This window comes from Sphingobium sp. D43FB (assembly GCF_002312805.1).
Lineage (GTDB): Bacteria > Pseudomonadota > Alphaproteobacteria > Sphingomonadales > Sphingomonadaceae > Sphingobium.
In genome coordinates this window covers 76,252-90,082 of record NZ_NMUA01000015.1, presented here as the reverse complement: position 1 = coordinate 90,082, position 13,831 = coordinate 76,252, and the positions used below count along the sequence as shown (strand labels likewise).

The following is a 13,831-nucleotide window of genomic DNA, read 5'->3' as shown; positions in this document are numbered from 1 at the left end:
TAATGGGGATGGCCGTCGTCGGCCGCCGGGTCACCGTCATGCCGCTGACCACTAAGGGCAAGCGCGCGTCTGATACTGCTCTTGCGATCCCAGACCCCGTCGCCAAGGCGATGGGGCTTGATGGCACCGGCTCGAGCCTCGTTCCAGGCGAACTCAACGCGTTCGACTGGGTCGGTCACGATCTGCGCACGATCGGCAAGGCGGCAAGCTTCCTCTTCGGACGCTGCCCGCCCGGCTTCTTTGCGGCGGCGTTGGACGCTTGCATCCAATCGAAGTCGCTCTCCCGCGACTGACGGTTGCAGCGATCCCGATGGTGGGACGACGTCCTCGTTTCACGGTGCCCTGCACATCTTGAGATTGCTCCGGAAGCTCCCAATTTTCCGGATAGGAGAACCGCCATGCCCCGATCCGTCAGTTCCGTTGAGGCGTCGAAGTCATTCGGCCGCATCAGCCGCCTGGCGTTGGAAGCGCTGCTTACCATCACCCATCATGGACGTGACAGCCTCGTGCTCATGTCGGCTGCGGAGTATCAGCGGCTCAAGAGCCGCGATCGTGCAATGGCGACTTCACAGAGCAGGAGCGCGCGCCGCGGTTGCCGCCGTCGATTTCGACGACGAACATCGGCACTGCTGATGCCGTTCTCGCAGCCGGTTCCTGGCCGCCTTCGACAGCCGCCGGGTCAGGTCGATCGCCCTTCCTGGTTTGCGCTGCGCGCCCGGCATCTTCGCGACGCCCTGGGACACCTGCCTCCAGGCAAAGCCGCTCTCTCCGTGACCGCAGCCGCCTGCCAGCGTTAACGCAGGGCGCGATCGACGGGCTCAGCGTCGAGGGTCTCGGGATACAGTAGGGACCGGGACTGTCTGGTGGAGCGTGTCTGATCCTTGTCAGTTCCGTCCGCCCTCCTTCGCCTTTGACATGACACCTGCGGCGGACGATCTCGCATCACAACCCCTTACAGTCGCCCGTGTTGCCGCTTCGCGGCTGCCCGCGCCAGCTCCCTCCAGGGGTTTCCCTCCGCTTGCGCTTCGGTGCGATGCGATCTCGCACGCCGCTTTTTCGGTGTCACCGGCGGGAAGGCCGTCGGACCCAACAAGGAATACGCCCATGAACACCGTCAACATCGCCGGCCGCGTCGTCAAGGACCCCGAGACCCGCAACACCGTCACCACCCTCGTCGTCGCGACCGACCGCGTGAAGCTCAAGGACGGCAAGACCTACATCGACGAGGCCACCGGCTACACCGCGAAGGAAACCGAATTCCACAAGGTCACCTGCTTCAACGGCCTCGGCAAATCCGCCGCGTCGCGCGAGAAGGGCAACGTCGTCGCGATCACCGGCCGGCTCCATTATTCGAACTGGGACGATCGTGACGGCGTGACCCGCTACGGCTGCGAGATCATCGCCGACAAGATCGACTTCTTCTGACCCGAACCGGGCGGCGCCTGCGGGCGCCGCTCCTTTTCGTTCTCAGGCCTGCCGGCGCGTTGCGCCAGGCGCCAGCAGTTCGACCACGCTCTCGGTGAACCCCAGCGCGAGCAGCGCTTCCTCTCGCGACAGCACGATCTCGCTGGCCATGCTGGCGTTGAGCAGCCGGTTCAACCGTGCCGCCAATGCCTGGGCGGCCTCCCTCATCATCGCTTCGTCCATATCGAGCCTCCGGAGCACCGGTGAGGTCTGTGCCGAGCCGCTTTTTGGCCGGGCTGGCCATCCCGCCTTCGACTCCGATCATAGCATCAATTGGCCGCTGGCGCCCGTTCGCTATTTCGCTGGGTTCGTCGAACCAGTGCACTGCGGGCGCATGGACCCAGCCTTCGCTGTGCCACAGGCAGCCAGGCCAACCGGGGTTTGCGCATCCCGGTCCTTCGACACGCTCAGGACGGGACCGGCGCTCTACTCGCGTGGCCGCTTCCGGAGCCACGTCGTTGCCGTGTCTCCGCCCTGCCGGGCGACGATCACCTTGCGGGGGCCTGACGCAGCCGTTCTCGCCTGAATAGGCTGGAGAGATTTGCTGTTAACCCGCCCGCGGGCGCGGCCGGGGCAAATCAAAATCTCTCTCTAACATCTCGGGATCAGACCAGCTTCATCGCCATAGTGTGATGAGCCTTAAGGGCCTTTCTCAAGGATGCGCGGTTCCCCCAATTTTCGCAAGGTCCGCCACTGCGCTTCGCTCCGCTTACAGACCCTGAGAAAATCGGTTCCCCCACGCCCCGCTTCGCGGCGCGGGGACAAGCCCCGCGTCACTGACAAAGCCCCGCCAGCTCATCCGATGAGACTTCATCTTTCATCCAATCCCGGATGAGAGATCGACTTGTTCGGAGACTATCATGACTTCTTTCAACAACTTCGCCGATCTTGCCAGCCACGTCGCAGCAGCGCGCGTGAACGAGGATCGTACCGAGACCTACGAAGGCGCTTTCATCGAGCATAACGAGATGGCGAAGCTCAGCATCGTCGATGCCCCCGAAGCGCTCGACATGCCGGACCCCGAGCAAGTGCGGGCCGCTGTCGAGATGATGATGATGACAATGTTCGACGTGCTGCGCGACTCCCGCATGGAACCCTTCGCCAACGATCTGGTCTGGGGATTCGCCAACAGCTTCCATGTCGTCGCCAAGCGGATCGAGGGCCGGGAGGATGACGCGGCCAAGAAGCTCGGCGATCTCGCCCGCAGCTACGACCCTTCGGAAATCTACGCGACCGAAGTCGAGGACACGCAGCTCCTCTGCCAGACGTTGCAGGGATGCCGCGAGGCAATGGAGTGCATGCGCGACCATGCCGCCGAAATGTACCGCATCGAGACCGGCAAGCCTTTCTCGCCGGTGCGGGGAAGCCGGGTGTCGAGTGCGCTCAACGCTTCGATGATCGACGCCCGTGACTATCTGGCCTCGCGCGCCCGGGAACGCCGCGAGCAGTTCGCGCCGGAGGGGCCGGTGGTTGCCTTCTCGGGCGGGCAGGCATGGGAAGACGTCGACCTCCTGTGGAACGGTCTCGATGGCATCAAGGCGCGCATCCCTGAAATGATCCTCGCGACCACAGCGCAAGCCAAGGGTTGCGATGCCGTGGCGCACGCCTGGGCTGCATCTCGCGGCGTCAAGGTCATCCAGTTCCGCCTGGACCGGAGCCAGGGCAATCGCGCCGCCTTCGTCCGCAACGACCGCATCCTGAACCTGAAGCCGGTCGAAGCGGTTGTCTGCGAAGGGTCGGGGATTCAGCAGAACCTCGCCCAGAAGCTGCGGCAAGCCGGCATTCCGCTGCACATCGTCCGCCTCGCGCACCAGCGCATCAAGCGGGGCGCCTGAGCCCTTGCGGAGAGGTCCTGGCTTAGGCCGGGGCCTCTCCTCTTTTTGTTGCGTTGGAAGGCGGCGCTCAGGGGCATCGAGCCCCTTCGCGCCGCGAGGACTGAGCGCCTGCGCGCGCTCGGAGCAGACCAGGAGACCGCGATCCTGCGGCTCCGCGCAGCGGCCAAAGGAGAGGGGGGCAGGGCCCAAGCGGTTCAACAAGGGAGGACGAGATGTCCATCACATTCCGCATCGCCACCGCCGCCGACGATCAGCCTGGCCCACGCGCTATAATCAATGCCCGCCAGCTCGCCGCATTCAGGAGCTTCCTGCGCGAGGAGAGCATCCGGACCGGCACCCTGTTGCTCGATCCCGACGCAGCCGAGGACGAATTCCTGTCCTACCATTTCGAAGCGCGGGTCTGCCCGCTCGCGCTGGCCGCGATCGTGCGCATCTTCGACTTTCAGGCGGACGTCATCAGCGTCGTCGAAGAGGCCCAGTTCCGGTGCCGGCGGGTGAGCGTCTATCGCACCGAGGAGACCGGCACGATCAACCTGAAGGTCGCGCTGACATCGGACCTCGGTCTCGAACTCGACCTTGCCTCGGCCAATGCCATCGCGCTTCTCGAAGGGCTTGGTCTCAGGCCAGACAGTGTCGGCGAAATCCCGATCGACACGGTGCGCGCCCGGCTCTCCAATCCCGCTGTCCGGCGGCGTGCGGCGCACCATGGTGTTGCCGCCTATCTCGGCCGGTTGGACCAACTTCTGGCAACCGCCGATGCCGATGACACTTCCCGGCTGGAATGGGCATAGCCTCCCCTTTTCGGCCACAACATCTGGCGGGTCTCGTGCAATCCCCAGCGGCACCGTTGCTCCCCTATCTGAGGGTGAAATCTCTCACAGAATTCTGAGCATGTCGTTGAGGGAACCACCGCATCAAGGATGAGCGGTGCCCCCAATTTTGACGCGGTCCGCGCTCCGCTTCGCTCCACTTTTAACCACGTTAAAATCGGCACCCCCATTCACCGCTCCGCGGCTCCGGCTTCGCCTCCGTCCCTGACCCAGCAGCTCCCTCAACGACCACTAGCTGGCTTCGTTGAAAATCAAGGAGACTGACGATGACGAGTATATTTGAGAAGTACGATACCGATGATTATGCGGTCTGGCCCGATGGAACATCGGCGACACTCGGCGAAGTGCGAAGAGGTGACTACGCCTTTATGTCGGACGATTACGAAATAGTGCGCCAGGATGATCTGAGCCGGCTCCACGAACTGGGAATCGAGACGGGATGACGCTGTCTTAGCCGAGATGGGTGCGCTGGTGACAGCGCGTCCTTTCGCTCATTGCACGCCATCAAGGCCAAGCGAGGGCTCCGCGAGCTCCTCCGTTGCGCCCCCATCAGAGGATAAAATCTCTCACAGAATTCCGAGCATGTCGTTGAGGGAACCACCGCGTCAAGGATGAGCGGTGCCCCCAATTTTGACGCGGCCTGCGCTCCGCTTCGCTCCACTCCAACCACGACAAAATCGGCACCCCCACTCCCCGCTTCGCGGCGCGGGGCGAGCCCCGCGTCCCTGACCCGGCGGCTCCCTCAACGACGACCTTTCCCCTGTCATTCAAGACAACAGGAGGAACTCATGCAGATCAACTCGACCGCCGCCCACGCCGACGCCGCTGCCTACCTCGCCGCGTTGGCCTTCGCCGAGCGCCGCGCCCTGCACAGCTTCTTCGACCAGCACGTCATCGAGGACCAGCCCGGCCACTACGTCACCATCGACGAGGGCGACTATGACGCGCTGCCGATGACGCTCATCGACCAGGTGGTCCACACGGTCCCGGGACGGATGAGCGACGAGTATTGAGGAGCGACGGGGAGGGGCCTTGGCCTCTCCCTTTTTTGCTGGGAGAGGAACGGCCATGGGGGGCATCGAACCCCCCATGGCCGTGCCGCGGCGTTGCCGCGGCAGGTTAGGTTCAGGCCACCAGTCGCTTCTCGACTTCCGCGATACCGAGGCTTTTGATGCGTTCGGTCAAAACCGCCAAACGCTTGGCTTCGAGCTTCAGCAGACCCGACTTCTCGACCGTCGATATGGCCTGCTCACGCTCTTTCTCTTCGAGCTTCCTGCGCCGATCTTCCAGCCGACGCGCGTCTTCTTCGAGCGCCAGGCGCTCCTGTTCCAGTGTCTTTGCCATAAGGGCCTCTTGTTCAACGCTAATCGGGCCATGAACAGGGCAAGTATAACCGTTGTGGCCCCGCGCTGGAAGAAGGGGATTGAGAGGGGCGTGGGCGCATCGGGCTGTCGCCCGATGACGGCTCTATTCGCTAAGGACGCCGGCGCCCTTTCAGGACGCCCGCGCCCCAAGCTCACGGAGCCAAGGCATGCGCCTTGTCTCCGCCCGTTCGGGTGACGATCCTCGCCTGGCCAATGGGGCCGGAGGCCGCCATTGATGCGCGCTTTCGGGCAAGCCCGAGCGCGCCGGGGGGAAGGCATCGCTTCGCTTGCCTGTTCCCTACATCGTCGCGTCACCGCTTCGGACTCGTGAAGGCTCGCCTCCGCCTCACGGCGGAGCTCTGCCCAGCCGGCCCCGGTTACGGGCATTCCCTTACAGACATCATCAGAGGGCCAGGGACAGGAATCGGTCTCTTGGGATATGCACACCGAACGCACGAGCGTGCAGGGCTTTGACAGCTATACCAATGACTTAGTTGCAATCTGTTCCGTGGGCCGCTGTGGGACAGCATTTGGGAGGACGTCAAACCCGCGAAAAACCGCCGTTTCAATGTGTTACGCTAGAACACGCCAGAAGCGTGCATCCTGACTTCCTTGCCCCCTGATCGCAGTTGCGCTATAAGCCGCATCGGTTTCTGAGACCCCACCAGCCTCCCTGCTAGGAGGCCTGGTTTGACGACCCCCAACAAGCACTGCACGGTCCGCCTCGACCGGAGCAAATATGACCGTCTGGTGGAGATCGCTGCCGAGCGCGGCTGCACCCCGTCCGACCTGCTGCGCGCGGCCGTCGACAACTTCCTGTCATCGGGCCAGCTGCTGACATCCAGCCAGCGCCGTCTCGTCCGGATCGGCGAGTTCCAGCAGCTCGCGCTCGACATCATCATCCGCGAACAATTTCCCGAATATCGCGACCGCATCATCGCGGAAACCGACAAGCGTATGGAGCTCTACCATGGCGCGTAAGGACGACATCCGCACCGATGGCCGAGCCATCCCTCTCACCCACCATAGCGCGCGCGGGAACGTGCAGCGCAACGCCGGCAATTTTACCCGGGGCAGCCAGCTCATCACGCACGAGATGCTGATGTGGTTCTCGGGTGCGAAGCTGCCCTTCATCCTGTGGTTCTTCGCCTTTGTCGCAGCCTGGTTCCTCATCATGTCGATCAAGCTCGACGAGCATGGCTTCCAGCTCGTCTGCATGAAGATCTACGCGACGCTGTGGAACTGGATCGATCTCAACCCGAACAAGCGCGTCAACATCACGCTGCCCAATGGCGACATCATGCGAACGGTGATGCAGGCGGTCCCCTACATTCCCGAGGTCATCAAGGCCTGGGCGATCGCGATGCGGGGCCTGCTCGGCGCCTTCCTCGTCTCGATCTTCATCACCATCCCGGTGGCGATCTGGTTCGTCGATCTTTCGCATCGGCGCGGCCGTTCGATCCTCCAGGAACGGCACGAGCGCGGGGCGATGCTCGTGGCCCGCGACATCCTCCACGCCGAGATCAGCCAGCACAATCTGGAGAAGTTTGAGGAAGAAGTCCGGGAGCGGTTGCCCGGCATGTCGCCCGGCCAGGTCCTTCACCTTCCGTTCCGCACGCGGAAGGAAGCCGGGATCCATCATCCCTATACGCTCGCCGGCGTCCCCTTCCCGCACCGGACCGAGCAGTCCCATCTGATGCTGATCGGCACGACCGGATCGGGCAAGACCACCGAGCTCAGAAGCCTCGTTCGCCAAATGCGCGAGCGGCAGGACACCGCCGTCATCTTCGACCTGACCGGCGCCTATGTCGAAGCCTTCTACGACCCGTCGCGCGACACGATCCTCAACCCGATGGACGCGCGATGCCCGGCCTGGTCGATCTTCAACGACTGCCGCACGCACAGCGAATTCACCGCCGCCGCGGCCGCGCTGATACCGTCCGATGGCGGCTCCTCCGAACCCTTCTGGGCGATGGCGGCGCGTACGCTCTTCATCGAGATGTGTGTCCGGCTCATGGAGCGTGGACAAACCACCAACCTGGCGCTGTCCGAGAACCTGATGACCGCCGACCTGAAGCGCGTTCATCGCTTCCTCGCCAACACCATCGCCGACCCGCTGACCGCGCCCGAAGCAGCCCGCATGGCGGAATCGATCCGCGCCGTCTTCAACACCAATGCCCAGGCGCTGCGCTTCCTCCCCGACGCCGGCGAACCCTTCTCGATCCGGGACTGGATCACCGGCGAAAAGAAGCCCGGATCGATCCTGTTCGTGACGTCGAACTACGTCGATCTGCCGATGAACCGGGCGCTACTCACGCTCTGGATGGACCTTGCGATCAACCGTCTGATGACGCTGCCGCGCACGCGATCCTTGCGCACCTGGTTCATGTTCGACGAGCTCGGCGCGCTTCATCGCCTGCCCGCCATCGAGAACGGCCTGCAGACCGCGCGCGCGTTCGGCGGTGCGATGATCCTCGGCATCCATAGCTTCGAGAAGCTGGTCGATGTCTATGGCGAACAGGGCGCGCGCAACCTCGCTTCGCTCGCGCGTTCCAAGCTGATCCTCGCGACCGCCGATCTCGACACGGCCGAGCAGTGCGCGCGCTACATCGGCAATCGCGAGGTCCGCCAGATGGATGAGGCCTATAGCTATGGCTACAACAACACCCGCGACGCCTCGACGCTGACTCCGCGCAAGCAGGTCGAGCCGCTCGTCATCGCCGATGACATCACCAACCTGCCCTCGATGCACGGCTTCGTGAAGTTCCCCGACGGCTTTCCCGCCGCGCGCATTCTCCTCGAGTGGAAGGACTATCCCCAGGTCGCCCAGGGCTTCGTTCTAAGGCCCGATATTCAGCCGGTCCGGTCGAAGCGCGGAGAGGAGGCGTTCGAGGAGGAAGGGGCAGGGGAAGCCGGCGGGCGGGACGGCGCGGGGCAGGTGATTGAGGAGGTGTCCGAGACCACCAATCTCGCCAAAGAGCTTGCCGCGCGCATCCTGTCCGCCGAGGTCGAGGAAGAGGACGACGCGGCGAGCCGTGCCGCCCAGCGCGCCGCCGATCGCGGCGAGCAGACCACGCCCGCGGTACACGCCGCGGACAAGGCGCAGGCCGCCCGCGCCAACGGCGAGGAACAGCCGGTCGCGACGCGGGACCGGGACCGGGAAAGCGACCGGCGATCCGATACGCTCCGGGCCCCGCAGGTTGAGGATCTGACGCTGGTCGAACTGCGCCAGGCCTTCCATCCCGGCCGTGATGACGACGGCGTGGACATGGGAATCTGATCGATGTTGTCGGTCGCCGCCGTCCGCTCCGCATCAGGTGCCGCGAACTACTTCGCGAAGGACGACTATTACACCGTCGAGGGCTCGTCGGAGATCACCGCCTGGGCGGGGGAGGGGGCCGAGGCGACCGGCCTTTGCGGCGAGGTGTCGAAGGACGCCTTCGAGGGTGTGCTCAACGGCGTTCTTCCCAGCGGCGAGGCGGTCGCGCAGGTCGAAAACCGGCGCGCCGGTGTCGACCTCACATTCTCGATGCCGAAGTCCGCCTCGGTCATGGCCTATGTCGCGGGCGACAAGCGCGTGCTCGGCGCCAACATGGCCGCAGTCAAGCAGACCATGGCCTGGGTTGAGAAGAACCTCGCGGAAGGCCGCCGCGATGTCGAGGGACGCAAGGTCCCGGTCCAGACCGGCAATCTCGTCTATGCGCTGTTCCAGCACGACACCAGTCGGGCTCTCGATCCGCAAGGCCACATCCACGCCGTCATCGCCAATCTGACCCGGATGCCCGACGGCAAATGGCAAGCGCTGCACGCTGACAAGATCTGGAGCCACAACAGCATCATCGGCTCGATCTACCATGCCTTCCTGCGCTCCGAGCTCGAGTGGATCGGCTACCAGCTCGGCATGAAGGGCAAGCACGGCACGTTCGAGATCGCCGGCGTGCCCAAGGGGGTGATCGCCGAATATAGCCAGCGCCGCGAGGAGATACTCGAGCGCGCCACGCGGCTCGGCATCAAGTCGCCCGAGGGCCTGCGCGAAATCACCAAGCGATCGCGCGATCCCAAGCTCGATGTCGAGGATCGGGCGGCCCTCAGGCAGGGCTGGATCGACCGGGCAGCGACGCTCGGCTTTGACGGCAGGGACCTGCGCGCGGTAGCCGAGGCACGCGCCGGGATTGCGCCGCCCGACAATGCGCTCGAGCGCGGCTACCGGGCGATCGTTGATGCCATCGACGGCGCCCGCGACAGGCTGGGCGGGTTGCTCCGTCCGCACGATCCGCTGGTCGATAATGCGCTCGCGCGCGCCGTCAGGTCGCCGGGCGAAGCCCGCACGCAGCTGGCTGTCGCATCGGCGGTCCGCATCCTCTCCGAACGCGAGGCGGCGTGGCCGGTCCACACGCTCAGCAAGACCGCGCTCGATCTCGGGCTGAAGGGCGTCACCGTCGAAAGCATCGAACGGCGGATCGACCGGCTGGTTCAGAACCGCCAGCTCATTCCCGGCGTCGCCACGGCCGCAGACCGGACGGGGCGAATGGTGACGACACAGGATGCCCTGCGCGCCGAGGAGCGGATCCTCGGCGCGGTCGAGGAAGGGAAGGGGGCAGCCAACCCGATCATCGCCGCGGACGCAGCGCCGGCGCGGTTGCAGGATGCTGCCGAACGGCCCCTCAATCCCGGGCAGCTCGCGGCCGCGACGATGATTTTGTCCTCCGCCGATCGAACCGTCTCTGTCCAGGGTGTCGCGGGCGCCGGCAAGTCGACCATGCTGGAGGCGGTTGCCCGGGTCGCGAAAGCGGAAGGTCGGACGATCACCGGCCTCGCCTTCCAGAACAAAATGGTGGCGGACCTCGCGACAAGCGCGGGGATCAAGGCGCAGACCATCGCCTCCTTCGTGCTCGCGCATGAGCGCTTCATCGGTGAGCGCGACACACCGCGCTATGAGGCGGCGCGCGAGAAGCTCGCCGGCACCATGCTCGTCGTCGACGAGACCTCGATGGTCTCGAGCAATGATATGCTCAAGCTCCACCAGATCAGCGCTGCGGTCGGCGTGGACAAGCTCGTGCTGGTCGGCGACCGCCAGCAGCTCTCCTCGATCGATGCCGGCAAGGCCTTCGCCATGATCCAGGTGGGCGGCGGCACCATGGCGAGGATGGACGAGAACATCCGTCAGCGGACCGACCAGCTGCGCACGGTCGCCGCGCTCGCCAATGCCGGAAAGGCGAGCGCGGCGATGAGGGTTCTCGGGGACCGGGTTGTCGAGACCGCCGAGCCCGCGGCGGCGGCGGCCGACATGTGGCTCGCGCTGTCGCAATCGGAGCGCGACGCGACCGCGGTCTTTGCCTCGGGCCGCGAGGCGCGTGCCGTTATCAATCAGCGCATCCAGGACGGACTGGTCGCGGAAGGCTGCGTGATGGGGCAGGGTATCCACCTCACGGTCTACGAACGGGTCAACACGACGCGCGAGGAGCTGCGCTACGCATCGACCTACCGGGCTGGTCAGACGCTCGAGGTCGGACGGGGCGGGGCGCAGGATGTCGGCATTCAGGCCGGGCGCTACGATGTTCGGAAGGTCCATGCGAACGGTAAGGTCGAGCTTGCGGACGGGCGGAGCAGGATCCGTTTCGACCCGCAGAGGCTGTCGCCGACCGAGCAGCGCGACCGGCTGCAGCTTTCCGAGAAGAAGACGTTGCAGCTGCGCGAGGGGGACCGCATCCGCTGGACCGCCAATGACAAGGAGCGCGGATTGCACAATGCGGCGCTCGCGCGCGTGATCGGCATCGATGCCGACGGGGTGAAGGTCGAGACAGCAGACAAAGAGCGCCTCACGCTCGGTCTCGGGGATCCGATGCTCTCTCGTCTCGACCTTGCCTACAGCCTCAACATGCACATGGCGCAAGGGATCACCACCGACAAGGCGATCACCGTCATGTCGTCGCACGAGCGCAACCTCTCGAACCAGCGTCTGTTCAACGTCGGCGTCACTCGCGTCCGCGACGAGCTTACCATGGTCGTCGACGACAAGGAGAAGCTCGAGCGGCAGCTCGATATGAACCCGGGCAACAAGACTTCCGCACTCGAGACGCTCGGCCGGCTCGACATCGAGGGCAAGAAGGGGCCGGGTGCCCGCGAGAAATTTGACCCGGGACCGATCGATGGGGTCGGCCTGTCGGATCTCCCACCGCTGCGGGGCGATCTGCCGCCATTACCGGACGGCGCGGCGCCGGCGGCCGCGAAGGATTCCCAGCGGCCGCCGGACCTGAAGCCCGATCGCGGCGACGTGCTGCCGCCGCTTCCAGAGCGCAGCCTGGGTCTCGACTTGTAGCATGAAGCCGCCGGCATGATGCCTGCGCAGTCTGAAGGAGCGAACGATGGGATGGGAATTCGAAGAGGCCGGGAGGTTCGGCAGCGAGAAGGCCGCCGACGAGTACGCCCGGCGCAACAACATCGACCCGCGCGATGTCCATATCGCGCGCAAGGGCGATGAGGTCGAGCTCAGCATCCGCCGGTCGGCCCTGGATGGCCGCAATCTTCGCGACAATGGCGAAGGCCGCCGGGACGGCTGGGGCTGACAGGGAGGTAGAAGGATGGCGAAGAAAATTCGCGCTTACGAAGCACTCGCCGCTCATTTGGGTCCCGATGACCCGGCCGAGGGTGAGCGGCAGATCGATGCGGCGATCCTCGCGCTGCAACGCGCCCGCTATCTGCCGCGCAATCTCGCTTACGCGATGTTCTGCTTTGGCAACGCCCTCCTTGTTGTGGGCGCGTCTATTCTCGGCGCGCGCGCCGCTTGCTGGCTCGAAGCCGAACTCTGGCGCAGCCCCATGGGGAGCGTCGCAAGTGCGATGCCGGTCTGGGCTGCCGTCCTGCTGGTCGTTGCCGCCATTGGCCTGCACGTAATGTATTGGACGTTCGATCGCGAGGATTATGGGCGGCTACCACTGCCCCCCGGACCGATTTACGAGTGGCTGGTTGCGCACGGTAAATCCGATCTTCGTTACTGGCATGAGATGTACTGGCCGCATATCAAACGTCTGGCGCACCGCAAAGAGATTCTGGGCTTTGTCTTCTGGTGCAAGACTCCGCGCTCCGTTGAGCAATATCCGTCAGTTCCCGCGCTGTTTCAACCACCTTCGGCGCGAACCGATCCGCATTTGATCTATCTTGATAGCGCGGAAGGCCGCGCGGACCGGACAGCTTACCTGGCCATCTTCGAACATCGCATGGATGACTGCGACCGCCTTTCATTCATGTTCACCATTGCCTTGCTGGCGGCGCTTCTCGTGATCGTCTTGCTTCCGATATTCCCTCCGACCCCGGCGGGACATCTTATCCGAACCGGCGTCCTGTTCGCGTTCATCATAGTGTGCGTTCTGATCGCATTCGGAGTCGGGTTCATAAGGCTCCGCTGGCTGCCGGTTTCCGTCCGACGTTACTGGTTGCGTGACCTTCCGCCGGGAGCGGCGCGATTTTGCGACCACATGATGGCGCTCACGGACTGACCGGATAGCTATGAACGAGGCGCGTTCACGAGCGCAGCCGCCGATCACCGCGCTTCGCGATCAAGGTGTCGTCTCTCTCCCTGGCGGCCGACTGCTCATCATAGAAAAGCCGGACGCTCTGCGGGCCATCGCGGCAGATTAGTCCCCTCGGGCATCAATCCGAGTGGTATCCAAGGGAATGGTGGCAGGTTTCAATTCTCCGACCGATCCAGTCCGGCGGCGAAGGCGATGCGCAGGGCTTCGGACAGCGTATGCACACCCAGCTTGATCATGAGATTGGCGCGATGCACTTCGACCGTTCTTGGCGAGATGCCTAGTTCCAGTGCAATCGCTTTGTTGGCTAGGCCGTCCGCCAATCTGTGAAGGACTTCGCGTTCTCGCGTCGAAAGGCAGGCGACAAGCAACCGTGCTTCCTGGGACTTGAGCTCTTTCAGCCGCAAATCACCCAGCCACGAGAATGCCAGGTCGAGAGCTCCGAGGACGACATTCTTCTCGAATGGCTTCTCGATGAACTCGACCGCGCCCATCTTCATGGCCCTGACTGCTGTCGCGACGTCGCCACTGCCTGTCAGGAAGACGACCGGCATCGCAATGCCTCGCTCGATGAGCGCTTCCTGCACCTGCAGGCCACCCATTTCCGGCATATGGATGTCGAGCAAGATGCAACCGGGCTCGAGCTGCTTCACTTCCTTGAGAAAGTCCGCACCGGACGCGAACGTCGCGACGGTATAGCCGGACCTCTTGAGCATGAAACTGGTTGAGCGTCGGATTGAAGCCTCGTCATCGACGATGTGAACGACCCGTCGCTCCGTCACATTCTCCTCGCCACGGCCATATCAGCG

At 64.3% G+C, this 13,831-nt stretch carries 15 protein-coding genes; 12 read left to right on the top strand and 3 right to left on the bottom strand.

Annotated elements, in window-relative coordinates; all coding sequences use genetic code 11:
* Positions 1-2 precede the first annotated feature (2 nt).
* The 3 genes from SxD43FB_RS14090 (at position 3) to SxD43FB_RS14080 (ending at position 1,425) form a co-directional block, all read left to right on the top strand.
* A complete protein-coding gene (locus SxD43FB_RS14090) occupies positions 3-293 on the top strand; it encodes a hypothetical protein (RefSeq protein WP_096062722.1) in 291 nt (96 codons plus the stop codon).
* A 105-nt stretch (positions 294-398) separates the two neighbouring features.
* On the top strand, positions 399-797 hold the full coding sequence (locus SxD43FB_RS14085; RefSeq protein ID WP_096062721.1) for a type II toxin-antitoxin system Phd/YefM family antitoxin: 399 nt from the start codon (positions 399-401) through the stop codon (positions 795-797).
* A 307-nt stretch (positions 798-1,104) separates the two neighbouring features.
* The gene (locus SxD43FB_RS14080; protein WP_096062720.1) at positions 1,105-1,425 is read left to right on the top strand and encodes a single-stranded DNA-binding protein; all 321 of its coding nucleotides are present in this window, start codon (positions 1,105-1,107) and stop codon (positions 1,423-1,425) included.
* A gap of 42 nt (positions 1,426-1,467) precedes the next feature.
* Here SxD43FB_RS14080 and SxD43FB_RS14075 read toward each other — a convergent pair whose 3' ends face one another.
* Positions 1,468-1,647, bottom strand: a complete 180-nt coding sequence (locus SxD43FB_RS14075) for a hypothetical protein (protein WP_096062719.1) — start codon at positions 1,645-1,647, stop codon at positions 1,468-1,470.
* A gap of 677 nt (positions 1,648-2,324) precedes the next feature.
* Between SxD43FB_RS14075 and SxD43FB_RS14070 the strand changes: the two genes are divergently transcribed.
* From SxD43FB_RS14070 to SxD43FB_RS14060, 4 genes are all read left to right on the top strand, one after another.
* Positions 2,325-3,299 carry a DUF2493 domain-containing protein gene (locus tag SxD43FB_RS14070; protein ID WP_096062718.1) on the top strand — a complete coding sequence of 325 codons (975 nt, stop codon included), beginning with the start codon at positions 2,325-2,327 and terminating at the stop codon, positions 3,297-3,299.
* Between the two features lie 212 nt (positions 3,300-3,511).
* Positions 3,512-4,090 carry a hypothetical protein gene (locus tag SxD43FB_RS14065; protein ID WP_096062717.1) on the top strand — a complete coding sequence of 193 codons (579 nt, stop codon included), beginning with the start codon at positions 3,512-3,514 and terminating at the stop codon, positions 4,088-4,090.
* Between the two features lie 305 nt (positions 4,091-4,395).
* On the top strand, positions 4,396-4,572 hold the full coding sequence (locus SxD43FB_RS25275; RefSeq protein WP_176482787.1) for a hypothetical protein: 177 nt from the start codon (positions 4,396-4,398) through the stop codon (positions 4,570-4,572).
* 345 nt (positions 4,573-4,917) lie between these two features.
* Positions 4,918-5,142, top strand: coding sequence for a hypothetical protein (locus tag SxD43FB_RS14060; RefSeq protein WP_096062716.1), 225 nt, complete (start codon positions 4,918-4,920; stop codon positions 5,140-5,142).
* A 112-nt stretch (positions 5,143-5,254) separates the two neighbouring features.
* On the opposite strand, the gene SxD43FB_RS14055 is transcribed toward SxD43FB_RS14060, so the two are convergent.
* Positions 5,255-5,473: a hypothetical protein gene (locus SxD43FB_RS14055; protein ID WP_096062715.1), complete on the bottom strand. Its 219-nt coding sequence runs from the start codon at positions 5,471-5,473 to the stop codon at positions 5,255-5,257.
* Positions 5,474-6,183: 710 nt separating this feature from the next.
* On the opposite strand from SxD43FB_RS14055, the gene SxD43FB_RS14050 reads away from it, so the two are divergent.
* Genes SxD43FB_RS14050 through SxD43FB_RS14030 form a run of 5 tightly spaced genes read left to right on the top strand, consistent with a single transcriptional unit; the run spans position 6,184 to position 12,989 of the window.
* Complete coding sequence (locus SxD43FB_RS14050; RefSeq protein ID WP_096062714.1) at positions 6,184-6,474, top strand: hypothetical protein; 291 nt, start codon at positions 6,184-6,186, stop codon at positions 6,472-6,474.
* On the top strand, positions 6,464-8,773 hold the full coding sequence (locus tag SxD43FB_RS14045) for a type IV secretion system DNA-binding domain-containing protein (RefSeq protein ID WP_096062713.1): 2,310 nt from the start codon (positions 6,464-6,466) through the stop codon (positions 8,771-8,773). Before SxD43FB_RS14050 ends, SxD43FB_RS14045 begins: the two co-directional genes overlap by 11 nt.
* 3 nt (positions 8,774-8,776) lie before the next feature.
* A complete protein-coding gene (gene mobF / locus SxD43FB_RS14040) occupies positions 8,777-11,812 on the top strand; it encodes a MobF family relaxase (protein WP_096062712.1) in 3,036 nt (1,011 codons plus the stop codon).
* A 46-nt stretch (positions 11,813-11,858) separates the two neighbouring features.
* Complete coding sequence (locus SxD43FB_RS14035) at positions 11,859-12,059, top strand: hypothetical protein (RefSeq protein WP_096062711.1); 201 nt, start codon at positions 11,859-11,861, stop codon at positions 12,057-12,059.
* A gap of 15 nt (positions 12,060-12,074) precedes the next feature.
* Positions 12,075-12,989, top strand: coding sequence for a hypothetical protein (locus SxD43FB_RS14030; RefSeq protein ID WP_096062710.1), 915 nt, complete (start codon positions 12,075-12,077; stop codon positions 12,987-12,989).
* Between the two features lie 191 nt (positions 12,990-13,180).
* Here SxD43FB_RS14030 and SxD43FB_RS14025 read toward each other — a convergent pair whose 3' ends face one another.
* Positions 13,181-13,804, bottom strand: a complete 624-nt coding sequence (locus tag SxD43FB_RS14025; protein ID WP_096062709.1) for a response regulator — start codon at positions 13,802-13,804, stop codon at positions 13,181-13,183.
* Between the last annotated feature and the right edge of the window lie 27 nt (positions 13,805-13,831).